The sequence below is a fragment of the Massilia sp. PAMC28688 genome, assembly GCF_019443445.1.
Classification (GTDB): domain Bacteria; phylum Pseudomonadota; class Gammaproteobacteria; order Burkholderiales; family Burkholderiaceae_D; genus Telluria_A.
Genome location: NZ_CP080378.1, coordinates 1,279,049 through 1,303,386 on the forward strand (window position 1 = coordinate 1,279,049; position 24,338 = coordinate 1,303,386).

General features: G+C 65.6%; 18 protein-coding genes. 5 read left to right on the top strand and 13 right to left on the bottom strand.

All coding sequences use genetic code 11. The features are described 5' to 3' along the window. Positions 1–162: 162 nt before the first annotated feature. Positions 163–546, top strand: a complete 384-nt coding sequence (locus tag KY495_RS05695) for a hypothetical protein (protein WP_219882756.1) — start codon at positions 163–165, stop codon at positions 544–546. Between the two features lie 40 nt (positions 547–586). Here the strand turns inward: KY495_RS05695 and KY495_RS05700 are convergent, their stop codons facing one another. Together KY495_RS05700 and queC are read right to left on the bottom strand one after the other, a co-directional pair. Beyond that, positions 587–1,330, bottom strand: coding sequence for a metallophosphoesterase (locus KY495_RS05700; protein WP_219882757.1), 744 nt, complete (start codon positions 1,328–1,330; stop codon positions 587–589). A 143-nt stretch (positions 1,331–1,473) separates the two neighbouring features. After that, on the bottom strand, positions 1,474–2,199 hold the full coding sequence (queC, locus tag KY495_RS05705) for a 7-cyano-7-deazaguanine synthase QueC (protein ID WP_219882758.1): 726 nt from the start codon (positions 2,197–2,199) through the stop codon (positions 1,474–1,476). 160 nt (positions 2,200–2,359) lie between these two features. On the opposite strand from queC, the gene KY495_RS05710 reads away from it, so the two are divergent. Both KY495_RS05710 and KY495_RS05715 read left to right on the top strand, forming a co-directional pair. Further along, positions 2,360–4,135 carry an autotransporter assembly complex family protein gene (locus KY495_RS05710; protein ID WP_229518509.1) on the top strand — a complete coding sequence of 592 codons (1,776 nt, stop codon included), beginning with the start codon at positions 2,360–2,362 and terminating at the stop codon, positions 4,133–4,135. Then, positions 4,135–8,562: a translocation/assembly module TamB domain-containing protein gene (locus KY495_RS05715; RefSeq protein ID WP_219882760.1), complete on the top strand. Its 4,428-nt coding sequence runs from the start codon at positions 4,135–4,137 to the stop codon at positions 8,560–8,562. Before KY495_RS05710 ends, KY495_RS05715 begins: the two co-directional genes overlap by 1 nt. Positions 8,563–8,597: 35 nt before the next feature. Here KY495_RS05715 and KY495_RS05720 read toward each other — a convergent pair whose 3' ends face one another. Both KY495_RS05720 and KY495_RS05725 read right to left on the bottom strand, forming a co-directional pair. Beyond that, complete coding sequence (locus tag KY495_RS05720) at positions 8,598–8,759, bottom strand: hypothetical protein (protein WP_219882761.1); 162 nt, start codon at positions 8,757–8,759, stop codon at positions 8,598–8,600. 95 nt (positions 8,760–8,854) lie between these two features. After that, on the bottom strand, positions 8,855–11,302 hold the full coding sequence (locus KY495_RS05725; protein WP_219882762.1) for a prolyl oligopeptidase family serine peptidase: 2,448 nt from the start codon (positions 11,300–11,302) through the stop codon (positions 8,855–8,857). Positions 11,303–11,429: 127 nt separating this feature from the next. Between KY495_RS05725 and KY495_RS05730 the strand changes: the two genes are divergently transcribed. Further along, positions 11,430–11,942 carry a hypothetical protein gene (locus KY495_RS05730; protein WP_219882763.1) on the top strand — a complete coding sequence of 171 codons (513 nt, stop codon included), beginning with the start codon at positions 11,430–11,432 and terminating at the stop codon, positions 11,940–11,942. A 28-nt stretch (positions 11,943–11,970) separates the two neighbouring features. Here KY495_RS05730 and KY495_RS05735 read toward each other — a convergent pair whose 3' ends face one another. From KY495_RS05735 to KY495_RS05755, 5 genes are all read right to left on the bottom strand, one after another. After that, positions 11,971–14,802, bottom strand: coding sequence for an AAA family ATPase (locus KY495_RS05735; protein ID WP_219882764.1), 2,832 nt, complete (start codon positions 14,800–14,802; stop codon positions 11,971–11,973). A gap of 9 nt (positions 14,803–14,811) precedes the next feature. Next, the gene (locus KY495_RS05740) at positions 14,812–15,522 is read right to left on the bottom strand and encodes a hypothetical protein (RefSeq protein ID WP_229518510.1); all 711 of its coding nucleotides are present in this window, start codon (positions 15,520–15,522) and stop codon (positions 14,812–14,814) included. Next, on the bottom strand, positions 15,515–16,900 hold the full coding sequence (locus tag KY495_RS05745; protein WP_219882765.1) for a hypothetical protein: 1,386 nt from the start codon (positions 16,898–16,900) through the stop codon (positions 15,515–15,517). Before KY495_RS05745 ends, KY495_RS05740 begins: the two co-directional genes overlap by 8 nt. Before the next feature lie 143 nt (positions 16,901–17,043). Continuing rightward, positions 17,044–17,793, bottom strand: coding sequence for a DUF3108 domain-containing protein (locus KY495_RS05750; RefSeq protein ID WP_219882766.1), 750 nt, complete (start codon positions 17,791–17,793; stop codon positions 17,044–17,046). Between the two features lie 3 nt (positions 17,794–17,796). Further along, positions 17,797–18,615, bottom strand: a complete 819-nt coding sequence (locus tag KY495_RS05755; protein ID WP_219882767.1) for a DUF3108 domain-containing protein — start codon at positions 18,613–18,615, stop codon at positions 17,797–17,799. Between the two features lie 308 nt (positions 18,616–18,923). Between KY495_RS05755 and KY495_RS05760 the strand changes: the two genes are divergently transcribed. Then, on the top strand, positions 18,924–19,805 hold the full coding sequence (locus tag KY495_RS05760; protein WP_219882768.1) for a PhaM family polyhydroxyalkanoate granule multifunctional regulatory protein: 882 nt from the start codon (positions 18,924–18,926) through the stop codon (positions 19,803–19,805). 14 nt (positions 19,806–19,819) lie between these two features. Here KY495_RS05760 and KY495_RS05765 read toward each other — a convergent pair whose 3' ends face one another. The 4 genes from KY495_RS05765 to mnmC all read right to left on the bottom strand — a co-directional run bounded on the left by KY495_RS05765 (position 19,820) and on the right by mnmC (position 24,337). Further along, complete coding sequence (locus tag KY495_RS05765; RefSeq protein ID WP_219882769.1) at positions 19,820–20,035, bottom strand: hypothetical protein; 216 nt, start codon at positions 20,033–20,035, stop codon at positions 19,820–19,822. A gap of 89 nt (positions 20,036–20,124) precedes the next feature. Beyond that, entirely contained in the window at positions 20,125–21,813 is a 1,689-nt protein-coding gene (locus tag KY495_RS05770; RefSeq protein ID WP_219882770.1) for a tetratricopeptide repeat-containing response regulator, read from the bottom strand. Further along, the gene (locus tag KY495_RS05775; RefSeq protein WP_307728246.1) at positions 21,810–22,601 is read right to left on the bottom strand and encodes a HAMP domain-containing sensor histidine kinase; all 792 of its coding nucleotides are present in this window, start codon (positions 22,599–22,601) and stop codon (positions 21,810–21,812) included. The genes KY495_RS05770 and KY495_RS05775 overlap by 4 nt, the downstream gene beginning before the upstream one ends. A gap of 107 nt (positions 22,602–22,708) precedes the next feature. Then, a complete protein-coding gene (mnmC, locus tag KY495_RS05780) occupies positions 22,709–24,337 on the bottom strand; it encodes an FAD-dependent 5-carboxymethylaminomethyl-2-thiouridine(34) oxidoreductase MnmC (protein WP_219882771.1) in 1,629 nt (542 codons plus the stop codon). Position 24,338 lies beyond the last annotated feature (1 nt).

A 24,338-nucleotide genomic window follows, 5' to 3' on the forward strand; every position in this document is an offset into this window, starting at 1 on the left:
GCGGCCTTGCCATTTCATCGCCCCGGCAGCCATTTCACCCCATCAAACATGCAGCCTGTCGCAATCGGCGCGCATCGCGTTTCGCCCGCCGCTACAGTACTTCCATACCCGACAACAAGCCTTACCAACCCTTACCAACCCTTACTTACAGCGAGGCCTGCCATGAGAAAGCTCCTTCCTTTCATTATCCTGTTCATTCTTGCCATGCTGCTGTGGGATGCGGCCGTCGATCCCTTCCACATGTCGGTCAACCTGGACGACGCCGATTTTGACGGCCCGCTGGGCGCGCTGATGGCAGCGGCCCTCGCTGGCGGTGGCCTCATCATCGGCATCGTGGTGGTGGCCGTGGTGGCCGTGGTCCTGGCGGTGGTGTTTGCCGGCGTGGGCGTGGTGGTGTGCGGCGCCCTGGTACTGGCGGCCCTGCTCGGCGCCCTGGCACTGGTGCCGGTCATGCTGCCGGTGCTCATTCCGGTGGCCCTCATCTGGTACCTGATGATGCGCGACCGCCGTCAGCGCCACAGCACCGCTGAAGCAGCGCCATTGTAAGGCCAGCGGCCCGGCGCCCTGCAAGGAGCGCCGGGCCGGATCAGATTCCCTCGACCAGCCGCATCGCGAACACGATCGGCAAGCCGGCCGCAATCACCTTGCGCGCCGCCGCCCCAAAATCGTAGGGCACCCGGAAGAAACTCACTTCGCGCGTGACATCGTCATACAGCGCATAGCAGGCGGCGTTATTGGCGTCGCGCGGCTGCCCCACCGACCCCGGGATCACCAGGTACTGGTGCAGCCGATTCAGACTGATCGGCTTTCCCGGCTCCGGCCGCGCCGCGCCCATGCGGCCATCGCTGGCGCGCCGGTACAGGGCCGGCGCATGCACATGGCCTGAAAACACCACCCGGCTTTCCGTGGCGGCCAGGCTGCGCTCGGCCTCCTCCACCCCGGTCACATATTCCCACTTGGCCGGATTGTGGGCACTGGCATGGACAAACAGCAGCGCATCCTTCTCGCGCACCAGGGGCAGTTCGGCCAGGAAGCGCACCTGGGCCGGCGAGAGCTGGCCGCGCGTCCATGCGATCACTTCGCGCGCCTCGGCATGCATGCTCGATTTTGCTTCGCGCGTGGCCGCCAGGTCGTGATTGCCCTGCACCGCAATGGCCCCGCGCGACACATATTCCGCCACCGTATCAACCACCCAGGCCGGATCCGGCCCGTAGCCGACAAAGTCGCCCGTAAACGCGTACATGTCGGCCTTTTGCTGTTCGGCGTGTGCCAGGCAGGCGCTGGTGGCCTCGCGGTTGGCGTGCAGGTCGGTCAGGAGGGCGAGGCGCATGGGAAGGTCCGGAAAAAAGCGGGGCCCAAAGGCCAGTTACGGTGCGCCCAGTATAGGCGCGCGGACGCGCCAGCGGAAGGTCATTGATGCCCACGCACCGGCGCAAGCGCTGCCGCCTGATCCGAAAACAACAGCACGCGCAGCTAGCTTGACAGCGCCATTCGCGCGGCGGCGTACTGCCGGTAGCCACGCGCGCGCAGTTCGCACGCCGGGCAGCTGCCGCAGCCATAGCCCCAGTCATGCAGCTCTCCGCGCTGGCCCAGGTAGCAGGTGTGGGTGTCGCGCCGGATCAGGTCCACCAGCGCCTGGCCTCCGGCCGCCTCGGCCAGTTCCCAGGTTTGCTTCTTGTCGATCCACATGAGCGGCGTTTCAAGCTTCAGGCGCGTGGCCATGCCCAGGTTGAGCGCCACCTGCAGCGCCTTCATGGTGTCGTCGCGGCAGTCCGGATAGCCGGAAAAATCCGTTTCGCACATGCCGCCCACCAGCACATTGAGCCCGCGCCGGTACGCGAGCGTGGCCGCCACCGTCATGAACAGCAGATTGCGACCGGGGACAAAGGTATTCGGCAAACCATTGTCCTGCATGGCAATGGCGACATCGCTGGTGAGCGCCGTATCGGAAATTTTGCCGATCAGCGACAGGTCAAGCAGGTGATCGTCACCGAGGCGCGCGCGCCAGGCCGGCCTCAGGGCGCGCATGCCGTCCAGCACGGCCGGGCGCACCGTCAGTTCGATTGCATGGCGCTGGCCATAGTCGAAGCCGACCGTTTCCACGCGGCCATATCGTTCGAGCGCCCACGCGAGGCAGGTGGTGGAGTCCTGGCCTCCGCTGAACAGGACCAGGGCGCTATCGGCAGAGTGAAGTGGCATGGAATTCAATTAATGTTAGGCGTCCGTCATCATTTTGGGCATTCCGGTAAGATAACCCAAGCACCTTCCCGAATGGAGTCACATGTTGCCCGCAAGACTAGACCTTACCATCGTCCCGGGGCCGCGGCGAGCACGAATTCTGGCACACATTGCCACGGCCGTGTTCAGCTTGCTGGTCGGGGCCGCCGCGCTGGCCCAGGGGGTCAAGTACACGGTCGACATCGAGGCGCCACGCGCCATGCGCGAACTGCTCGACGAAAACCTGGACCTGGTGCGCTGGCGCGGCAACGCGCGCCTCGATATCGACCAGCTCCAGCGCCTGGTCAAGGCCGCGCCCGAGCAGGCCCGCACCCTCATTGCCACCGAAGGCTATTACAACCCGAAGATTTCAGCCGGCCTCGATACCAGCGGGGCCACACCGGTGGCGCGCATTATTGTCGACCCGGGCGTCCCGGTGACCGTGGGCGATGTCGAGATCGTGCTCGACGGTTTTCCGGTCAGCGGCGAAGATGCCGGATCTTACGACAAGTCCGAGCTGCGCGAGAGCTGGGACCTGCCCGTGGGCGAACGCTTCCGCCAGGCCGACTGGGAGGCCGCCAAGCGCAACCTGGTGCGCAGGGCCATTGCCAGGCGCTACCCGCGCGCGCAGATCACCGAGTCCACGGCCATCGTTGATCCCGAAGTCAACCGCGCGCTGCTGCGGGTAGTGCTCGACAGCGGCCCGGAAGTGCGCATTGGCCAGTTGCGCATCGAAGGGCTCCAGCGCTACTCGCCCTCCATCATCAACAATCTCAATCCGATCGAGCCGGGCGATGTGTACGATGAAGCGGCCATGCAGGCTTTCCAGGCCAGGCTGCAGGATACGGGCTACTTTTCCAGCGTCCAGGTCAGCACCGACAATACGCGCGCCCTCAACGAAGACATCGAATCGATGACCGAGGAGCAAAAGGCCACGCCCACGCCGCCGCCCGAGCCGCTGGTGACCATGCCGCTGTTGGTGCGGGTGACGGAAAACAAGCAGAAGAACCTGTCGGTCGGTGTCGGTGTCTCCTCCAACACCGGTGCCCGTGCCCAGGTGGCCTACGACGACCTGTCCATCTATGGCCTGCGCATGAAGAGCAATATCCTGGCCGAGACCAAGCGCCAGAGTGCACGCGCCGACTTCTTCTTCCCCACCAAGCCCAAGGGCTACAACGACAGTTTCGGCGCCGCTTTCGAGCGCAACGACATTGAAGGCGAAGTGCGGGCCGTGTCCACCGTAGCCGCGCGCCGGGCCTGGGGCGATCCCCTGCACGAACGCAGCATCTCGCTCGAGTACCTGTACGAGCAGCGCAAGGTGGGCGACGCAGAAGCGGTGCGCAGCCAGTCGCTGCCCTTTACCTACAACTTCACCAAGCGCGAGCTCGACGACCTGCTGCTGCCGACCAAGGGATACGCCCTCAATGCGCAGCTGGCCGCCGCTGTCCTGCCGCTGCTCACCGACGAACGCTTCATCCGCCTGAGCACGCGCTACATCAACTACCGGCCCATCGGCGCTTCCGGCACGCTGGTGCTGCGCGCCGAAGCCGGCGCACTCGGTTCGCGCTCCAAGGTGGGCGTGCCCGCCACCTTCCTGTTTCGGGCCGGCGGCGACCAGTCGGTGCGCGGCTACGGCTACCAGGAACTGGGCGTGCGCGAAGGCGACGCCATTGTCGGCGGGCGCTATCTGCTCACCGGCAGTGTCGAGTACCAGTACTGGTTCAAGCCGCCCTGGGGCATCGCCGTGTTCTACGATGCCGGCAACGCGGCTGACCGCATCAAGGACCTCAAGCCGGAATCGGGTTTTGGTGTGGGCGCGCGCTGGCGCAGCCCCGTGGGTCCCATCAATGTCGACATCGCCTATGGCCAGGCGGTCAAAAAGGCACGACTGCACTTCTCGCTTGGATTTACATTCTGATGAACGACGCCACCACTGCTGATACCCCCGACCAGGCGCCGGAAGGCGCGCCGCACCAGCGCCGCTGGCCGCGCCGGCTCGCCATTGGCCTTGCCATCACCGGCGCCCTGGCCGCCGCCGGCTACTGGTACCTGGGACGCGAGTCGACCTTGCAGATGCTGGTGCAGCGCGTGGCCGATGCCAGCGGCGGCTCGGTGACCGTCACCGGCGTGAGCGGGTCGCTGTACGGCGCCATGCACATGGACAAGGTGGTCTTCAAGAGCCCCACGCAGCTGATCACGGCAGAAAACCTCGATATCGACTGGTCGCCCTTGCAGTACTTCAGCAAGGGCATTGCAGTGAACAAGCTGCATGTCATGAGCCTGCGCCTGGACACGCTCAAGGAGAGCGAAAAGGCGACCATGCCGGTGTCGCTCGAAGCGCCATTCAAGCTCGATTTGAACGACGCGCGCATCAACAAGGTCACCACGACCAACCAGGGCGCGTCCACCGTGATCGCGGACGTGCGCTTCAATCTCTCCGGCGGCAAGCAGAAATGGACGCTGGAAAACGGCAGTGCCATCACGCCGTGGGGCTACGCCAAGGCCGAAGGTTCCATCGGGGCGCAGCGCCCGTTCAAGCTCGATGCCAAGGCCAGCCTGACCCAGCTCGTGCCCAAGGGACAGGATGCAGCCCAGGTTAACATGCAGGTGACGGGCGACCTGGAAACGACCCAGGTGGTGGCGTCGGGCCGCTCCGGCCGCGCCACCGGCGACGCGCGCCTGACACTGTCGCCCTACAGCGACATTCCACTGCGCGCCATGGCCATCAATGGCCAGAACCTGGACCCGGGATTTTTCAACCCCAACCTGCCTACCGCCGACCTGACCGTCAACATCGCCGCGCGCGTCGATGACAAGCGCAACGTCAAGGGCAGCGTGAATATCGTCAACCAGGGGCCGGTGGGCACCATCGACAAGGATCTCCTGCCACTGCGCGCCATGCGCGGCGACTTGTCGGGCGACCTGTCGGCGCTCAAGATCGACGGCGCCGTGATCGACTTTGGCGAGGCGGGCAAATTCACGGGCGGCGGCAACATCGTCCCGACGCCGGACGACAAATCGCCGCCCACCGCCAGGTTCGCGCTGCATACCGACCGCCTCAACCTCAAGCAGCTGCACAGCCGCATGAAGGCCACTGCCATCGCCGGCGACCTCAGTCTGACCAGTGTCAACGAAACCCAGACCTTCAGCGCCAAACTGGTGGAAGACGGCATGCGCCTGGTGGCAGAAGCGACCCTGGCCGACAACATCCTCAAAATTGCCAACGCCACCGTCACTGCCGGCAGCAGCACTGTGTCCCTCGCCGGCAACGCCAGCCTGGCGGACCAGCGCGAATTCAAGGTCACGGCCAGCGCAGACAATTTCAACCCGGCCAACTTTGGCGACTATCCCGCCGCCGACATCAACGCGGTGGTCAACGCCAATGGCTTCCTGGCGCCGGAATGGCGCCTGGCCGCCGACTTCGCGCTGCGCCCGAGCCGCCTGTTCGGCCAGGCCTTGTCCGGCAAGGGCAAGTTCAACGCCAATGCCCAGCATATCGACAATGTGCAGGCCACCCTGGCGCTGGGGAACAACAGCGCCGACATCCGCGGCGCCTTTGGCCTGCCCGGCGAGAAGCTGCTGTGGCGCGTGGAAGGCCGCCAGCTCGGCGCCCTGCGCGACAATATGTACGGCACCCTGGTGGCCAAGGGGGCCGTCACCGGCACCATGGCCATGCCGCGCACCTCGTTTGAAGTCGATGCCAGTGGCCTGGGCTGGGCGCCCCTGGCCAAAGCGGCCAGCGCCGGCACCCTGCGCGCCAGCGGCGACGCCTGGCTGACCGCGCCGGCCAAGGATGGCAGCCGCAGCGTGGAGGTGAAGGCCACGGGCGCTGCCAACCGCTTCAACCCGGCCGCCTTTGGCGCCTTCCTGCCCGGCAGTATCAACGCCACCTTCAGCGGCGCCGGTACGCTGGCCAAGGACTGGCGCGGCAACCTCAATGTGGCGCTGCAGCCGTCCACGCTGGGCACCGCGCCCCTGGACGGTCACGCCAGGCTCACCGCCAACAGCCGCCACGTGACCAATGCCGATATCGACCTGCGGCTGGGCGTGAACAGCGCCGTTGCCAAGGGCAGTTTCGGCGCCCCGGGCGACGCGCTCACCTTCCGCATCGACGCGCCGCAGCTTTCTGCCCTGGGGCCCGGCTTCGGCGGCGCCATGCGCGGCGCGGGCACGCTGTCGGGCAGCATGGATGCGCCGTCCGTCAATGCCACCCTCGACGGCCAGAACCTGAAATTCTTCGGCCAGCACAGCATCGGTTCGATCAAGGCCAGCGCCAACGTGGGCTCCGGCCGTGGCGCGGCCGATCCCCTGGTAACTGATATCGTCATCACCGACTACGCCATGGGCGAGCGCCGCATCGACGCGGCGCGCCTGCAAAGCAGCGGCACCCGCGGCGCCCACACCATCAGCTTCTCGGGTCGCAACGCTGCCGGCGAAGCCAGTGGTGAAGTGCGCGGCGGCTTGAACGGCAATGTCTGGAAGGGCACTATCGCCGCGCTCCAGAACAAGGGGCGCTATGCCTTTACCCTGCGCTCACCGGTGCCGGTGCGCATTGCCGGCGCGCCGGGGTCCGGCCTCATGGGCCTGATGTCGCCCGCCTCCCTTTCGGTGGGCAATGCCGTCATCGCCCTGCCGGCCGGATCGATCAATCTTGCATCGCTCGAAAAATCGGCAGGCCGCTGGACCAGCAAGGGCTCAGCCTCCGGCGTGCCGCTCAATTATCTGGCCCAGTTTTCGCCGGCCATGCGCGAGAATCTGACCGGCGACCTGACCATCGGGGCCGACTGGGCATTCGACATGCGCGCCCCGGTGGCCAAGGGCGCGGCGCCGGCCCTGAGCGGATCGTTCCACGTGTTCCGCGAAAAGGGTGACCTCATCGTCGGCAACGAAGTACCGGTGGTGCTTGACCTGCGCACGCTCGATCTGCGCGCCGACGTCGTCGGTGGCGCGCTGCGCACCCAGTTGCGCTTTGACGGGGCCAAGGCTGGCCAGGCCACGGTTGACGCCACCACCACCCTGGTGCGGGGCCGCCTCAACAACGCCAGCCCGATGCGCATGACGGTCAATGCCGACATGACCTCGGTGGCATGGATGGCGCCTCTTGCGGGCCAGCCGGGACTGGAGCTTGGCGGCAGCCTGAAAATGGCCCTGACCGGCGGCGGCACCATTGGCAATCCGACCTTGAATGGCACCATCAATGGCGACAACCTGGCGGTACGCTGGGCCGAACAGGGCGTCAAGCTGCGCAACGGCCAGCTGCGCGCCCAGCTGGCGGGCGACCAGCTGCTGCTGCAGCGGCTCGCGTTCGACGGTGTGCAGGGCACCGCGACGGCCGACGGCAATGTGCGTTTCTCCGGTGGCGAAGCGACCATGCAGCTCAAGCTGGTGGCCGACAAGCTGGAAATCCTGTCGCGCCCTGACCGCACCCTGGTCATCACCGGCCAGAGCACGCTGCTGCGAAACGCGCAGCGCTTTTCGCTGGAAGGCAAGTTCCGCGCCGACCGCGCGCTGATCGAACTGGCGCCACAGGACCGCCCGACCCTGTCAGACGACGTGATTGTCCTCGGCCGCACGGCCAAGGCCACCAAGGTGGACCAGACCCCGGCCATCGAGACCATGCCCCTGGCACTGGACATGCAGCTTGACCTGGGCGACTACTTCCGCCTGCGCGGCATGGGCATCAACGCCGAGCTGACGGGCCAGGTCCACCTGCGCGGCACGGCGGAGGCGCCACGCGCCAACGGCACCATCCGCGTGGTCAGCGGCACCTACAAGGCGTACGGCCAGAACCTGACCATCGAACGCGGCGTGCTGACCTTCAGCGGCCGGGTCGACAACCCGGCCCTGAACATCCTGGCCGTGCGCCGCCGTCCCGACAGCGAGCCGCTGTCCGAGACCAATGTGCAGGCCGGCGTGGAAGTGCACGGCACGGCCCTGTCGCCGGTGGCCAAGCTGGTCTCCACGCCAAATGTCTCGGACAGCGAAAAACTGTCATGGCTGGTGCTGGGCCATGGCATGGAAGGCATTTCGGGCAATGAGAAAAGCGTGCTGACCGCAGCGGCGGGCGCGCTGCTGGGCGGGAAAGGCGGCGGCTTCCAGTCGCGCCTGGCCAATTCGCTCGGGGTCGATGAACTTGGACTGTCATCGGCAGATGGCCTGGAAAGTACCGTGGTCACGGTCGGCAAGCGCCTGTCCTCGCGCGCCTACCTGAGCTTTGAACAAGGCGCGACCTCGGCATCGAGCCTGGTCAAGCTGCGCTACAAGCTCACGCCCAAGATTACATTGCAGTTCCAGACCGGCACCAATACCGCGCTCGACATTCTGTACACCTGGGCCTACGACTAGCGGCGCAGGCTGGTCGCTGCAGCCCAGGCGCCGCATCAGTGCAGGTAGGGCTTGTGGTCCGGTACCGGCTCGTCATCGTTGGGAAGCTGGACCGGCGGATGGTGCGGATGGGGATTGTCGAACGGCTCGGGCTGCGGATTGTCTTCGACTGGCACCGGATCAGGCGCGCGGTGCAGGTGGTAAGGAACGGGATTCATGGTCTGTGCACTCCTGTTTAAGAAGTGACGACATTACCATGAGTGACGTTCCGGGTTCGCCCGGTACAGGGCGAACCGGCTCGGTGACTGCAGGGTTACGGCCTGGCGTTCTTGACGTACTTGTCGAGCCAGGCGTTGGTTTCGTACAGCATGTGCATGATCGATTCGCGCGCCCGGTAGCCGTGGCTTTCATTGGGCAGCATCACCAGGCGCGCAGTCCCGCCCAGGCCTTTCACGGCCTGGAACATGCGCTCGCTCTGCATCGGGAAGGTACCGGAATTATTGTCCTGTTCGCCGTGGATCAGCAGCAGCGCATCCTTGATCTTGTCGGCGCTGTTAAAGGGCGACATGGTCTGGTACACATTGGGCGCCTTCCAGTACTGGCGGTCTTCGGACTGGAATCCGAACGGCGTCAGGGTGCGGTTGTAGGCGCCGCTGCGCGCCACGCCGGCCTTGAACAGGCGCGAATGCGCCAGCAGGTTGCCGGTCATGAAGGCGCCGTACGAGTGGCCACCCACGGCAATGCGGTCGCGGTCCGCCACGCCGCGGCGCACCACTTCATCGACCGCCGCCTGGGCACTGGAGACGAGCTGCGGCAGGTAGGTGTCGTTCGGCTCCGCGTCCCCTGCACCCACGATCGGCATCGACAGGTTGTCCAGCACTGCGTAGCCCATCGCCAGCATCGGCGCCGGTCCCTGGAAACTGATCGCATTGAAGCGGTAGGGCGAACCGGTGGTCTGGCTGGCCGCGCTGGCGCTCTTGAATTCCTGCGGGTAGGCCCACATCAGCATTGGCAGCGGACCGTCGCGCTGTGGCTCGTAGTTCGGTGGCAGCAGCAGCGTGGCGGTCAGCTCCACGCCGTCGGCGCGCTTGTAGCGGATCTGCTCCTTCTTCACATCCTTGAGCTGCGGGGTCGGATGGGGGAAGCTGGTGAGCGTCATGAGCTGCGCATCAGCCGCTTTCGCCAGGTCGCGTACGTAGTAGTTGGGGCGTTCGGTCGGTGACTCGCGCGTGGTCAGCACGCGCGTGCCGTCATCGGACAGCAGCGCGACCAGGTTTTCGTAGTATGGCGCGCTGCTCTGGAACAGGCGCTCCTTCTTTTTCGTGACCAGGCTATAGCGGTCCAGGAACGGACGGTCGCCTTCCGGCGACGCGCCGGCGCCGCGCAGCAGCACGGTCTGGTCAGGGCCGAGCACCAGGCGCGGGTTGCCGGCAGCATCGGGCCTGGTGGCGGGCAGGCCCGGGTTGTTGTAGCGGTCTTCCGACGAATAGGCAAACACCTGTTCCGGCGCGCTGCCCGGCTTGTCCGGCGCTACGCGCCACATCTTCGTGGCGCGCGTCTTGTACCAGCCTTCGGTGATCAGGGCCGTGTCGCCGGTTCCCCACGTGGCGCGCTGATAACGCGTACCGAGCCTGGCCAGCGTGTCCGGCTTGCCGGCAAACGGCGCCGCGTGCATGAACACGGTGTCGCGCACGTCGGCCTTGGCCGCCGGGTCGCCGCCATCCTGTGCCTCGGCCCAAACCAGGGTGGCCGGCGCGTCGCTGCGCCAGCTCACGGATCGCACGCCGGTGGGCACGGCGTCGTTACCGGGCGGCAGACCTTCGACCAGCGGATTGTCCGCCAGCTTGTGCACTACCTTGCCGCTCAGGTCACGCACTTCAAACCGGTGCGGGAAATCCCAGGCCGGGACAATGTAGGAGAAGGGCCGCTGCATGGCGCGCGTCAGCACCAGTTTGCCGCCGGGAGCGACATCCATGTCCATGAACATGTCCGGCGTGCCCACGTTGCGCACCTTGCCGGCCAGGTCCACCAGCGCCAGCTGGGTAGTGGCGTAATGCTCGAACAGCTTGGCGTCCGACTCGTTGCGCAGCAAGTCCTGGTAGGTGCGCAGCTGGCGCGTGCCGCTGCCCTTGCCGGTCTCCTGGATGCTTGGTCCTGTCGGCACCCCTGTGGCCGGCGGCGCCTTGCCCAGCGATGCAGGCTTCATCTGCACCAGCAGCGATTTGGAATCCGGCATCCAGCGAAAGCCTTCACCATTTAAGTACGACATCGGCTGCGTGGTCAGGCGTTTCGCGCTGCGCGCCGCTACGTCCACCAGCCACAGCTCCACTTTCGAAGCGCCTTCCTTGTCCGCCAGGGCGACGTGGGTAAACGCGATATGGCGCTGGTCGGGCGACCAGATGGCGTCGGCCAGGCGCAGGCCGGCGGGCAGGCCCTTGACGTCGGTCTGCTTTGCAGTCGCGATATCGAGCATCTTGATGTTGGAGCCGAACACGAAACGGCTGGGCGAATACGTGCGCGGGTTGATGCGCATTCCGGCCAGCTTCAGTTCCGGCTGCGCCACTTCGGCAATGCTCGGCAGGGCCGGGAGCTCGATCATGACCGCCAGGTCGCGCCGCGGCGACACCGACAGCGTCGGCGCGCGCGGCGCATCGACAATCGCCTGCAAGGCCGGCGGCGGCATCTGGTACTGGGCCTGGGCATGGGGGAAGGCAGCAAACAGAGACAGGGCAAGCGGGAGCAGCGAAAGGCGTGTGCGCATGAAGGGTTCTCGGAAGGATTGAATGCATGCATCTTGGGCACTCTCCCCTGCGCTGTCAATCACGGCGCAAGACGTATGTATGGCGCTTTACGCTAGAATGTGGCATCCCCACCACGCCACTGGAAACATGGATATCTCGACGATTGCCTTGCTGGTATTGACACCCGTGCTGGTATGGCGCATCTACTCGCGCTTGAAGGGCAGCATGGGCCGCCAGCGCTCGATCATGCAGCGCCATTACACGGGCGCGCTAGTATTCATCGCCATGGCGCTGCTGCCTGCATCCCAGTTCGTGGGCGAGCCTGCCATGCTGGGATGGCTGGCCGTGGGCGTGGCCATGGGCATCGGCTATGGCGTCTGGGGGCTCAAGCTGACGCGCTTTGAAACCCTGCCGGACGGGTATTTCTTCACGCCCAACCTGCGCCTTGGCATGGTGATCGCCATGCTGTTCGTGGCCTGCCTGCTGTATATCGGCTTTGAGATCTACGCCAACCAGGGCAGCGGCCTGCCGACTCCGCGCGCGACGGACTATCCCTTCTTTCTGCCTTGCCTGGGCCTCGTGGCCGGCTACTTCGGCACCTATTCCGTGGGCCTGCTGCGCTGGCGGCGCAAGCTGCGCATGGCGCTCGACGCCGATTGAAAAAAGGGAGGCCACGGCCTCCCTTTTTTTACGCTGCGCTTTTGTCTGCCGGCGCCACACGGCGCTGCAGCACAAAGATCGGCTGCGCCCACTGCATGTCCTTTTTCTTCTTGCTCGTGATGAGCGTCAGTTCCGAAGGGTCATACACGTCGGTGTTGTGCGTGAGCGGCGTGGTCATGAGGTACTGGGCATCGGTGTTCTTGAGGAACTCCCCCACCAGCTGGATGTTGCGGATGTCCAGGTGCGCAAACGGCTCGTCGATGAACACGAAGCCGCCGGAGCCATCTTCCGACTTCAACAAGCCAATCAGCAGCACCAGCGACTTCATGACCTGCTGGCCACCGGAGGCTTCGCCATCGTTCATGCCTATCTGGTCCTTGCCGTCGAACTTGAAGCGCACGTGCAGGCCAGCCTGCGCCAGCTGCACGTCGTCGTTCTCCAGCCGCACCGAATCGGCATTGACTTCAATGCCGGCCAGTTCACCAAGCTCCTTGATGTTCTTGCTGTAGGTCTTGATGGTGTAGCGCAGGCGCTCGATGTAGGCGCCGCGCGCATTGGCAGTCGCTTCAATCGCGCGGTTATTCTGGTAGCGCCGCTCGTCGGTCTCCGACTGGCGCCCCTGCAGCTGCTCATTCAAGCGGTGGTACTGGTCGATGACGGTGGCATCGAGCTCCCAGTCGTCGCGCGCCAGGCTGTGCTGGAGCGATGTCACGCGCAGGTCCACCTGGTGCGTATTCTGGTGCTCGGCCACCAGCGCTGCCCGGCGTGCGGGACGGCGCCAGCTGTGCGGCAGGTGGCGCCAGCTGCGGCGCAATTGCACCAGCACCTTGGCATGTTCGGCGCGCTGTTCGATCTGGCGCTTGTGACCCAGGCGCAGGCCCGCTTCAGCTTCTGACAGCGCCAGGCGCGCGTTCTGCCACACGGTGTCGGCGCGGGTGCGCGCCACGGTCGCGGCCTTGGTCAGGCCCTGCAGCTCGCCCAGGCGCGAGCCCACTTCCAGGCGCTCGGCCTTGAGCGGCGCCAGGTTGCGCTGCGCGTCCTCGAATTCCGCCGAGCGCGCTGCCAGTTCCTTGGCCGCGTCCACGCCCGCAATGCGCGCCTTGAGCGCGCCCACTTCGGCCGCCAGGCGGCTGATGGACAGCGTCAGTTCATCTTCCTTCGCTTCCAGTGCCGGCAGCGACTTTTGCAGCGCCTCCAGGCGCTGGGTACGGCCGGCCTGGCCGAAGCGGTAGCGCGACGCTTCCACGAACAGCGAGCGGCCGCCGCGCCGTTCGCGGTGATACGCGTCCGGGGTGATCCATTCGGCATCCCTGGACAGGCGCATGCCTTCTTCCACCGAGTCCACCCGGTCGATGCGCGATAGCTGGTCGATCAGCCACGAGGGAGCCGCGGCGGAAAAGCGCACCACCGACAGCAGGCTGCCGTCTTTCGACTGCGGCGCATCCACGCATTCCGGGACAATGAAGTGGCGATAGCGCTCCTTCTCAGCCAGCCGGTAGGCAGCCGGCGCATCCTTGGCGCGTTCGAGCAGCACCACCGAGGCGTAGCCGCCCAGGATACCTTCCACCGCGCCCTGCCATTTGGCGTCCGTCACTTCCACGATGTCGCTCAGCATGGCGTGCGCGATGCCGGCATCGCGCAGGGCACGGCGCATGCCGCGGACCGCTTCCGGCTCCGGCATCGCGCTCTTGCCCTGCAGGGCCGAGATGGTGGCCTGTTCGCCTGCAATGCGCTGCGACAGCGCCTCGCGAGCCTGCTTCTGGCGCGCCAGCTCGGCTTCCTTGTCATCGAGCTGCTGCGATACTTCGGCAATGTCGGCGCCGGCGTCGGCGGCCAGCTTTTGCAATCGCTCCCTTTGTTCCAGCAGGCTTTCGTGCGGCTTGATGCGGGTATTGACCTGCGACAGGCGGCTGGCCAGGGCAGTGGCTTCCTGCTCCAGCAGCGTCTCCTGCTGCTGGGCGTCGCTCAGCGCCTTGGCCTGGGCGGCCAGCGCATTGCGCTTTTCAACCAGTTGCGAGTCGGCCTGCGCCATTGGTTTGCGCTGCTCACGCAGCGTGCGGCTGACGGCACCCGCCTTTTCGCGCGCCTCGTGATACTCCAGGCTCGGCATGACTTCTTCCAGCAGGTTGCGCCGTTCCTTGTGCAAGTCTTCCCACTGGTGGTAATTGGCCACGCGCAGGCGCAGGCCTTCGAGGTTGGTGCGCGATGCTTCCAGCTCGGTCTCGAAGCGCTTCAGTTCCGTCTCGGTGTCGCGCTGGTGGCGCTTGGCTTCGTCGTAGGCGTCCAGCACTTCCTTGTCGCCGAAGACCTGGAACACCAGGTCCAGCAGCTGGCGCGGCGCGTACTCGCACAGCTTGTCGGTTTCGCCCTGCTCCAGCGCCAGCACCTTGGCCATGGCAGGCGACAGGCCTGCGTTGGCCAGGCGCTTGCGGTAGTTTTCCACCCCCAGCCAGTCGGTCGCGTCCATCACTTCCTCGACCTGCACGTTCCCGGGGCGCATGAGGTACTGGCGCTTCCAGTCGCCGCCGTTCTTCTGGATCTGGCAAAACAGCGTCACTTCGTCATCGCTGAAAAAGCCGGAGCTGCGAAACGGCCGGTTGGACAGCTGGCGGCCCACGTTCTTGTTGTCGACCACGGATCGGATCCAGGCCGTCTGCTGACCCGAATGGCGCGCGTAGTGCTTGTAGGTGCGGCCCATCGAGCAGTCCAGCCCAAACAGGGTGCGCAGCGCGTCCAGCAGCGTGGTCTTGCCCGAACCATTCTGGCCGGCGATGGTGATGATCTTTGCGTCAAGCGGGATATTCTTGATGCGCTGCCAGTAATCCCAGTGGACCAGTTCAAGCGATTTAATGTGGAACATGATCTAGTCTCAGTTGGTTGGGTCGGCGCTGGAGGTATCGAGCATGGTGTCGGCCACGGCGGCGGCATCCATGACGGCGGGGTCGGCCACGGCCACCGGCGCGCGCTTGAACACGTCGGCCAGGGCGCCGTTGATGATGCGCTCCTTGAGTACGTCCGTATCCATCAGCAGGTCGAGCAGCGGGCCTTCCAGGATCACGTCGCCGCGCCGTTCGATAAAGCCCATGCGCGACAGCGCCCCCAGGTTCATGTCCATGCGCGTCTTCTTGCCCAGCTTGTCGCCAAAGTCGGACAGCAGGGCCGTGTACGAAATGCCGATCGACGTGTCCTCGGCGCGCGGCATCGGCTTGTCCTTTTCAAACAGGTCGTTCTGGTCGTCGTCCGCATGCTGGTGCGTTTCCTGGCGCTCGCGCTTGGGCAGGATGATCTGCGCCCACAGCACCACCAGCAGGGCCACGCCGTCGCGCGTGAGGCCGAAATTATTGTTTTGCCAGATGTCCCTGGCGCCGAAGATCTTCGGTTCCACCGTGCGGTGCAACGCCAGCGTGACATGGTCGGCGTACACGTTGTCGATCAGCTTGAGGCCGGATTCAAGCAGGCGCTTGTCCACTTCTGCCCTGAACAGTTCATCGGACAGCACGCGCTTGACCAGTTTGTCGTCACGGCGCAGGGTCTGGTGCGTGAGCAGGCGCGCAATCAGGATTTGGGAGTCGTCATTCATCAAGCGGTCCGCTTTCCGGAGGTGTTGCGTGGTTGTCGAGTGAGAGTGTGGCCACCGACATGGCAGCCACGTGCGGATCGCTCAGCTGCACCATGGCGTCGGTGGCCGTAAAACTGATGGGCAGGCGCGCCAGCTGCGCGGTGGCGCCCTGCAGGCTCGCCTCCGACACGTCGCCCAGCAGCGGGAGCATGGAAGCGCGGTAGGAGGCCACGGCGAAGCTGGCCGGCAGCAGCGAATCCTGGATCGGCACCGAAGTGGGGCCAGCTTCCGAGAAGCTCGGGAAGTTCCCCAGGTTGGCAAAGTCGGACAGGCGCGCCAGCCACGTGTCGAGTTCCACCTGGATGGCCGGCGCGTCGTTGACGGTGAGCGGCGCATCCTGGCCCGCCGGCAGGCCGGCCTGCGCCAGCACGGCAAAGCGCTCCTGCAGCAGTTCGGTCTCGGCCACGTCGATCATTTCGGCCGGGGTCACGAACATGGGCATCACGGGCCGGTCAATTGCACCCTGGGCCAGCGATGCCAGGTCGTCGTGCGCCAGCAGCCAGCGCTTGACGTCCGTGGTCGACAGGCCCGACTGGCCCAGGTGAACGCGCTGGCGCTCGATCTGGTTGAGCGCGCGCGAAAACATGCCCTGCATGTTGAGCAGCGCGCTCTGGGCCCGGCCAATGGCCTGCGCCGCCTTGTGGGTGGCGGCATCGGCCCGCTCGTCGGCGGTGATGGCGCGCAGGATCAGCGAGCCCTTCTCCACCCAGTCGCAGGCCATGTGCCACTTGGCCTGGGAAGTGCGCAGGCGGAACTCCGAGCCCGAGGCGATCGCATCGCGAAATTCTTCGGTCAGGTCCACCAGGCGCCCCAGCAGGTGCTTGAGCTGCTCCACCGTCACGCCACCCACGGCCTGGGCGCCGGCCACCTGCGACAGCAAGAAGCCCATTTCCGCTTCATCGTCGGCCTGCCCCATCGACAGCAGCGTGTCGAGCGCCGACAGGACATTGCGCGCCATGGGCGTGACGCGGTACACGGCGCCCGCCGCATCCCAGGCCAGCAGGCCGTGGCTGCGCAGGCGCTGCAGCACCGTTTCCAGGCTTTCCGGGACCAGGTAGGACAGGCGGCTGTTGATGTCGGCGCGCGAGAAGGCGGAGGTGGATGCGTCGCCCGCCAGCTCGCGCAGCACCAGGAGGCGAATCAGCACGCCGTCCGAGCCGCCATGGAACAGGGCCGTAAAGGCTTGCAGCGTGGGCTGCGCGCGCTTGAGATGAAAGACCTGCTCGATTTCGTCGGCCGAAATGCCGGCGTTGAAGTGCGCTTGCAGCGAATCGTGCTCGTCCTGCCCGGGTGCCAACGGGTCTGCGGCCAAAGCCGCGCCTGCCATTAATTCCATCATTGTGTATCCGGGCGTTCTCAACTCATCGCGGGGGCGTCAGTATATCAGTTCAGCTCGCGTGGAAAGCAGAAAACAGGCTGCCGGCACATGCATAAAAGCCAACAATAATGTCCCGACATGGCGGCCGCACGGCCTGCCGCGGCCTACTTCCTGACGATTTTCTCCAGCGTCTGCTCCACCATTTCGCCATCCTCGTCCGAGAAGCGCAGCTTGACCGGATACCATTCCAGTCCCGGCGCCAGCCACAGATCGACGCGCTGCTCTTTCGAGTCGGCCGGCGGCGCCTTTACCACATGCACGGCCTGCAGCGTGCCCATGCCGGTCTTGATGCTCTCGCGCTTGACGACCTTGAAGCTCCAGACCTGGGCATCGCGCCGGCCCGCGACAAAAAACTTCCACTCGGAGCCAGGGATGAATTTTTCCGGCGCCCCGCGCGCCACTGCCGCCAGCTGCCACTGGATGCTGGCCCGATCCTGCTCGCCGCCGGTGAGCTTGTAACGTTCGGCCGGATCGTTGAACGACAGCGTCTTGCCGGCACGGTCGAAGCGGGCCGTGGTCTCGGCCTTGCGAAAGCGCTTTTCACGAAACTGCGCGGGGGCCAGGCCAAAGGCATCGATGCTGCCTTCGCTGCGGCTGTCGAGGATCTTGCCCAGCAACTGGGCACGCGCGCTGCTGGTGACGCTGTACTTGCCGTCGCCATGGCGCCAGTTGACGGTCGCCGCGCCGGACAGGGAAAAGCCCTTCTGGCGCGCGTCGAGGCGATAGTGAAGGTCGGCCGCCGGAGGCAGCTCGAACGCGCGCTTGATGGAGGCGTGTTCGTCGGCCACGGCCAGCGCCGCACTGCCAGTGAGGACGGCGGCAGCGATCAGGCGAGTGAAGATGATGCTTTGCATAGTTCAGTTTTCCTTGATGACGATCCGGCGCACCGTCTGCGTCGTGACCGTGCCATTTGCTTCGGTACTGCGCAACTGTACCGGGTACCAGTGCTGGTCCGGCGCCAGCCATAACTCCAGCAGTGCATTGTACGATCCGGGCGGCACCGGCCGCGCCAGGCGCCATGCTGCAATGCGCCCCATCTCGGTCTCTATCTCTTCCTGCGCGGTGACGACAAAATCAAACTCGCGCGCCTCCCTGGCCGTGGCAACGAGTATGCGCACGCCCTGCTCCAGCTGTGCGCTGCCGGCGCGTGCGATCCCGGCCAGCTGCATCACCAGGCTCGCGCTGTCCTGCGCCCCTGCCGCCAGCGCCGCCTGCGCCTGCGAGGCGGAAAACGTGATGCGCCCCCGCCCATGGTCGAAATGGGTCGCCGTCCAGGCCCGCCCGGGGCGCTTTTCCGCCATGCGGCGCGGTGCCATCCCGCCCTCGCCCACCGTGCCTTCGCTGCTCAGTTCCACCACAGTCGACCCCTGCTCCCGCGCCACCTGCACCAGGCTGTGCAGGCGGTAGCCGTCGTCCTGCCATTGCCAGCGCATTTCCCCCTCGCCAGACCAGCGGGCGCCCCCGGCCTCGACCCGCGTGACGGCAAATGCCAGGTCGGCCGATGGCGGCAGGCTGACCCTGTAGCCGCGCCGCGCTGCCGCATCGCTTGGCGCCGGCGGCGATGGTTGGGCCCTGGCCGGGCCAGGCGCGGCCACCGGTGCCTTCTGCGCCCGCTTGGATGCCGGCCTGGCGCCGCCCGCATCGGCGATGGGGGGCGGGACGGAAAATTTCAGCATGGCCACCACCGGGCCAGCCGCAGCCACAGTCGCCGGTTGTCCCGGCAGTGCCAGGCCAGGAGACAGCCACTGGAGCGCGGCGTAGTGCAGCAGTACCGACGCCGCACAGACCGCCAGTACCCGCCGCCACCGAACCGTGCAAGGAAGTCGCGCCATCCTGACAGTGTAACGTGCCAACACATCAATTCGATGACATGTCAGCCAATGCGGCGCTGCATGACTGGCCGATCCCATCACATTTTTTACGGCCTCGTGGCCGCAAGATTTCAATATCTGCTACGCTGATGCTTCATTCATCGGAGACCTACATGCTGAAACCGCAAATGCCCAACATTCCCGGTGTCGCTGCCGTGACCGACACGCTGGACTTCGTCAAGAACCTGTGGGGAAGCATGAGCGTTCCCGGTGTGAATATTCCCGGCATGGCCGCGCCAACGCTGTCCGTGGACGAACTGGACAAGAAAATTGCCGACCTGAAAGCGGTTGAATCCTGGCTCAACGTGAATGTATCCATGCTTCGCGGAACTATCCAGGCGCTTGAAGTGCAGCGCGGCACCATTGCCACGCTCAAGTCGATGGGTGCGACGCTGGCCAACGCGGTCAAGCAGCCCGGCGCGAATGAAAAATCCGTACTTGCGGCAGCGCCGTATGCCTCTGCCTTCTTTTCCCAGCCGGCAGCCGAGAGCCCGGCCAAGCCGCCGGCGCCGGCAGCCCCGGTGACGCCGCCCGCCCCACCTGCCGAGGCGGCGGCAGGCGCCGGTGCAGGGACAGGTGCAGGTACAGGTACAAGTCCAAGTCCAGGCAAGGATGCGCCTGCCATGGCCAATCCTGTTGCTTGGTGGAACACGCTTCAGGATCAGTTCAAGCAGGCGGTGTCAACGGCCATGTCGTCCGACGCCATGGCCAATGCCAGCACCATGGCCCAGGACGCCGCCGCCAAGCTGACCGCGGCCTCGGCCGGGCAGGCAGCCAAGCTCGGTACGGCCATGGTCAAGGCGGCAATGACGCCCGCACCGAGGGCACAGGACAAGGCTGAGGTCAAGGCTGAGGTCAAGGCTGACGACAAGGCATCCAAGGCCCAGGCCAAGGCACCAAGGGCTGCCAAGGCTGGCAAAGATGTCAAGGCCGCCGCCGGGCGCGCCCCCGCCAAGCGGGCCGCCAAGACCAGCGCCGGCAAAGGCGAGAGCTGATACAGCGATACGGGCTAGGCCAGGCGCTGGATACGGATTGAATCGATCAGGCCGTCTTGCTGGCGTTTGATGGTGGAGATATTGATCAGGCCCTCTTCCTTCAATTGCTGAACCTGCTCATGGACTGCCTGGAACGAGGGAATCGTGTCGCCCTTGGCGGCAATCGGTTTGATCCAGGCACTGCTGCCAACTTTCATCTTTTCGTAGACTTCTCTGGCGATATCGCGCATCTATAGCCCTTTCCTGCGTGAAGCGGGGATTCCCGCGGTACGTTCAGTTTATCACCAGCAAACGACGGGACAAGCAGAACACGCAAGCCTCATGCGCTGCGGGCATCGCGCTCGCTGGCATCGTCCACCCGGGGACAGAGCGCGGCAAGCTGTTCCATCAGCTGGGCGAAGCGTTGCTGGTCTGGCATGATCTTGTCGACGTGGAGCAACAAGTCGGTCGTTTCCTGGGCCAGCAGCGGGTCATAGCCGCGCTGCTGCAGGTGCGATATCAGGATCTGCGCCGAGTTGAACAGGATACGCATATTGTTCGGCAAGGCCACACGCGCTTCGCGCATCCAGTCCACCGCTTCCGTCAGCTTGCCGGTTTTCCACAGCAGCACGCCCTGGTTCATCAGGTCCGACGCTTCCTTCTTCGATGCCTTGATGAGCGCAAAACCTTCATCGCTCATGCGCGCCTTGTCGAACACCTTCTGCACGTCGTCCAGCAGCACCGTGTTGTCGTGATTGTTCTTGATGACATAGCACAGCAGATCAACGGGCGACTCCTTCACGCCCACCGCAAACAGCAGCGTCGCCATCTCCATGCAGGTGGGGACATCGGGACGCCCGGCATCGCGATTGAGGATTTCCTCCAGCTCTTCGCCTGCCTTGCGCGCACGCCGGTAGTCGCCACTCTCGTGGTACACCATGCCCTCGGTGATCTTGGCCCGCAGTTCGATCTGATCATGGGCAAATTCACGCTGGGCCGTCAGCAGCAGCGCCATGGCTTCCTTCGGCTCGTTCTTCATGCCGCACACGCGCGCCAGGCCCAGGTAGGGATCGGCGCTTTTCATCACCGAATACTCGCCAATGGCGATGCATTTGCGGAAGGCCTTTTCCGCCATCCCCACGTTGCCCAGCTTGAGGCAGACCTGGCCGAGCGCGCGCTGTCGCCCCACCGAATTGGGCGACAGCTTGGCTGCGCGGTCAAGGATGGAGCAGGCTTCTTCCGGCATGCCCATGGCGTTGTAGGCCACGGCCAGCTGGTCGTAAGCATCCATGTAGTAGCGGTTTTCCGCGATCACGCCCTGGAAGATCTGGCGCGCCTGTTCGTATTCGCCATTGGCCATGCGGATCTTCGCCAGGCCCGTGCGCGCCCACTGGTATTCGCGCTCCTTGAGCACGCGCTCGTACGCCTCGCAGGCGCGCGCGGTTTCGCCGCTCTTGAGCATCAGGTGCGCCTTCATGCGCAGCAGGTCGATTTCGTGGACCTTGTTCAGGGCGATCTGTTCGTCGCACATCTTTGCCGCGCGCAGGAAATCCTTTTCGGCGTAGGCCTGGTCGATCTTCTTGAATATCTGCTTCTTGTGCCACACGCGGTTCAGGCGCGTGAGCAGCACCCCTTCCGTGATCGGCTTGATCAGATAGGCGTCGGGCTGGTGTTCGGCCGCGCCCATCACCGATTCCACGCTCTTTTCGGCCGATACCATCAGCCATACACTGCTCGGCATGAGCAGGTTGCGGATGCGCGCTTCTTCCAGCACCTGCTGGCCATTCTTGCCCTCGCCCAGGTTGTAGTCGCACAGGACCACGTCGTAGCGTGTCCGCGTCAGCAGCGCCATCGCTTCGCCGCCGCTTGATGCCTGATCAACGCTCTTTGCGCCAAGGCTGCGCAGCGACTCGCGCAGCAGCTGGCGCACGCCAATGAAGTCGTCGACAATCAGATAGCTCTTGCTGGCCCAGTCCACCAGCTGGTTGCCGCCCGAGAGCGTGGCATTGAGCTTGAGCGCTTCGTTCATGGCAGCCTCAGAACAAAACATCCGCCGCCGAAGGCACCGCCGTTTTCCAGCTGCAGGCTTCCGCTGCGCGCACGGTGTTTGTGCATCTTGGCCACCTCGCTCGAAAAATACAGGCCCAGTCCAGTGCTGTTGGTCAGGAAGTTCACGCCGGTGCGCTTGCCGCTCATGGCCTGCACGCCCGCCTCCAGCATGGCTGCCGGATAGCCGCGGCCATTGTCTTCCACCCGGATTTCCAGGCAGCCGTCGACGCAGGCGATGGCCACGCGGATGGTATCGCGGGTGTAGTTGATGGCATTGTTGATCGCATGGCCAACCACGCCGATGATCAGGTCTTCATCGAAGTGCCAGATCAGGGCCGGATCGAAATCGGTCACCAGGGTGATGTTCTTGGACTTGAGCAGGACCCGCTCGGCCGAGATGACCTGCTCCATCAGGTCGCCCATTTCAAGCGGCTGAATGTCAAACGGGTATTCCGGCTTGCCCACCTGCTTGTACAGCGCCAGCAGCTGGATCAGGTTGTCGTTCAGGCGCTTGGTCTGGTACAGCATGTGCGCCATCTGCGGATAGGCAACCCGGGCCTGCTCCTCGCTCGCCGGCTCGGTATCGGCCAGCAGGGTTTCCAGCGTGCCGCTCAGGACACTGATGGAATTCTTCATGTCGTGCGCGGTCGATGCCAGGAACAGGAACAGCTCATTGGAGCCGGTCGCCTCGTCCGCGGCACCGTGCTCCGGCATGTCCTTCTCCGCCATGGCGCCGTCGGGCGCCATTGTGGTATGCGTTTCGTCCATCTTTACCGCCCATGATCGTCAAACGGCAGCAAAACATTGCCGTACGCCAATTATACGCAGGGTTGGGCGGGCGCCCGTTTGAAATCGACCCACAGTGTTGCGGATCGTCACACCCGGCGCCGCGCACGGACGATAAACCGGGCCGGATCGAGGGCCTCGGCCAGCTCCGCCTCCAGTGGCAGTGGCTCATTGTCAAGTTGTGAAGCCAGCAACTCCGCAGCCAGCGGCGCCCAGGTGAGGCCGCGTGAGGCGTAGCCCAGCAGGCCATACAGCCCGGCGGCGCGCGTCACGTCGCGCAGGCGCTCGATGCGCCCTTGCGCAGGCTGGGCCGGCAAGGCGCCCACCAGCGGCAAACGGTCCGGTGCCACGCAGCGAAAGCCCACCCGCCCCGCGAGCGGGGCATCGATACCGATGCCAGGGTCGCCCAGCAGCGAACGGATCTTTTCCAGGTTCTGGAGCTGGCTGTCGGCGCGCAGCTGGGGGTCGCCGTGGGCATCGTAGCTGGCGCCCAGGCTGTGGGTGCCGTCCGGGCCGGGCGTGAGATAGGCTTCGCGGCACAGCACGAACGGCAGCGCCGGCACCTGGCCTTGCGCCAGGTGGGTGACCTGGCCGCGCACGCTGTCCAGGGGCAGCGCGCACGTCTGGGCCATGGTCCTGGCGCCGGTACCGCTGGCCACGACCACCACCGGCGCCTGCGCCAGCGCGTCGCCGGCGCTGTTCAGCACCACCCATTCGGCGCCGCCGCGCTGCAGGGTGACCGGCCCCGTGCCAAGCCGCTGCGTGAGCCTGTCGCCGCACCTTGCCAGCATGGCGCGGCACACCGATGACGGCTGGGCCCAGCCAGCCCGCGGAAACAGCCAGGCGCCGTCCGGTGCCGCCGATCCCAGCATGGCGCCGGCTTCGGCGCTGTCCAGCCAGCGCGCATAATCGGGGGGATAGTGGTGGGCGGCGGCAATGGCGCGCTGGACGTCGGCATGGCCGCTGTCGCGCGCCAGCTGCAGCACGCCGCAGGCCTGCCCCGCAATACCGTCCAGCCCCTCCCAGTAGCGCCCGGCGTACAGGAAGGCGGCGCGGGTCAGCCGCGTCATGATGTTGTCGTCGCGCGACAGCAGCGGCATGTAGATGCCGGCCAGGTTGCCGGACGCCTCGCCGGCGGGATGGGCATGGCGCTCCACCAGCGTTACTTGCCAGCCGCGGTGGGTCAGGCGCTCGCAGGCGGCGGAGCCGGCAAGCCCTGCGCCGATGACAATCGCGCGCCGCTCGGCTTGCGCCTGGCGCGCCCATGGCGACGGCGGCTTGCGGGTGGTGAAGCTGCCGCGCAGGCCACCATCCGGGTCCGTCATGCAGGCAAAGCCGGCGCCGGACAGTGCGTGCGTTTGCACCAGCGTGAGCGCGTGGGCCTGCAGCGCGGCCCCCGGCTCGCACAGGCGCGCCAGCGTGCGCGCGAATGACGCATCGGGCGCATCGTCGCCGCGCAGGAAGATGGCGTTCAGGCGTGCATCGAGCTGCGCCAGGGCGCCATTCAAGGGCAGCGCGACCAGGTCGAGCGTGATGCGGGCATCAAGCTGGGGGATGCGGTGCATGCCGGGAAGCCGGCCGGCATCCAGCGCAATGTAGTGCAGGCGCGCACTGCGCTGCGGGTCGGCGCGCCACGCCGCGCACAGCGCTTCAAAGCGGCGGCCGTCGCCAAAGCTGCTGTCGAAAATCGTGAAATGCGCGCGGCCTTGCCAGTACATG

What these genes read in the sequence shown, in the direction of transcription:
- mnmC (WP_219882771.1), bottom strand. Translation starts at nt 24,337, where the DNA reads ATGTACTGGCAAGGCCGCGCGCATTTCACGATTTTCGACAGCAGCTTT.
- KY495_RS05765 (WP_219882769.1), bottom strand. Translation starts at nt 20,035, where the DNA reads ATGCGCGATATCGCCAGAGAAGTCTACGAAAAGATGAAAGTTGGCAGC.
- KY495_RS05715 (WP_219882760.1), top strand. Translation starts at nt 4,135, where the DNA reads ATGAACGACGCCACCACTGCTGATACCCCCGACCAGGCGCCGGAAGGC.
- KY495_RS05775 (WP_307728246.1), bottom strand. Translation starts at nt 22,601, where the DNA reads ATGGACGAAACGCATACCACAATGGCGCCCGACGGCGCCATGGCGGAG.
- KY495_RS05700 (WP_219882757.1), bottom strand. Translation starts at nt 1,330, where the DNA reads ATGCGCCTCGCCCTCCTGACCGACCTGCACGCCAACCGCGAGGCCACC.
- KY495_RS05755 (WP_219882767.1), bottom strand. Translation starts at nt 18,615, where the DNA reads ATGCTGAAATTTTCCGTCCCGCCCCCCATCGCCGATGCGGGCGGCGCC.
- KY495_RS05730 (WP_219882763.1), top strand. Translation starts at nt 11,430, where the DNA reads ATGGATATCTCGACGATTGCCTTGCTGGTATTGACACCCGTGCTGGTA.
- KY495_RS05745 (WP_219882765.1), bottom strand. Translation starts at nt 16,900, where the DNA reads ATGATGGAATTAATGGCAGGCGCGGCTTTGGCCGCAGACCCGTTGGCA.
- KY495_RS05695 (WP_219882756.1), top strand. Translation starts at nt 163, where the DNA reads ATGAGAAAGCTCCTTCCTTTCATTATCCTGTTCATTCTTGCCATGCTG.
- KY495_RS05725 (WP_219882762.1), bottom strand. Translation starts at nt 11,302, where the DNA reads ATGCGCACACGCCTTTCGCTGCTCCCGCTTGCCCTGTCTCTGTTTGCT.
- KY495_RS05760 (WP_219882768.1), top strand. Translation starts at nt 18,924, where the DNA reads ATGCTGAAACCGCAAATGCCCAACATTCCCGGTGTCGCTGCCGTGACC.
- KY495_RS05770 (WP_219882770.1), bottom strand. Translation starts at nt 21,813, where the DNA reads ATGAACGAAGCGCTCAAGCTCAATGCCACGCTCTCGGGCGGCAACCAG.
- queC (WP_219882758.1), bottom strand. Translation starts at nt 2,199, where the DNA reads ATGCCACTTCACTCTGCCGATAGCGCCCTGGTCCTGTTCAGCGGAGGC.
- KY495_RS05740 (WP_229518510.1), bottom strand. Translation starts at nt 15,522, where the DNA reads ATGAATGACGACTCCCAAATCCTGATTGCGCGCCTGCTCACGCACCAG.
- KY495_RS05750 (WP_219882766.1), bottom strand. Translation starts at nt 17,793, where the DNA reads ATGCAAAGCATCATCTTCACTCGCCTGATCGCTGCCGCCGTCCTCACT.
- KY495_RS05720 (WP_219882761.1), bottom strand. Translation starts at nt 8,759, where the DNA reads ATGAATCCCGTTCCTTACCACCTGCACCGCGCGCCTGATCCGGTGCCA.
- KY495_RS05735 (WP_219882764.1), bottom strand. Translation starts at nt 14,802, where the DNA reads ATGTTCCACATTAAATCGCTTGAACTGGTCCACTGGGATTACTGGCAG.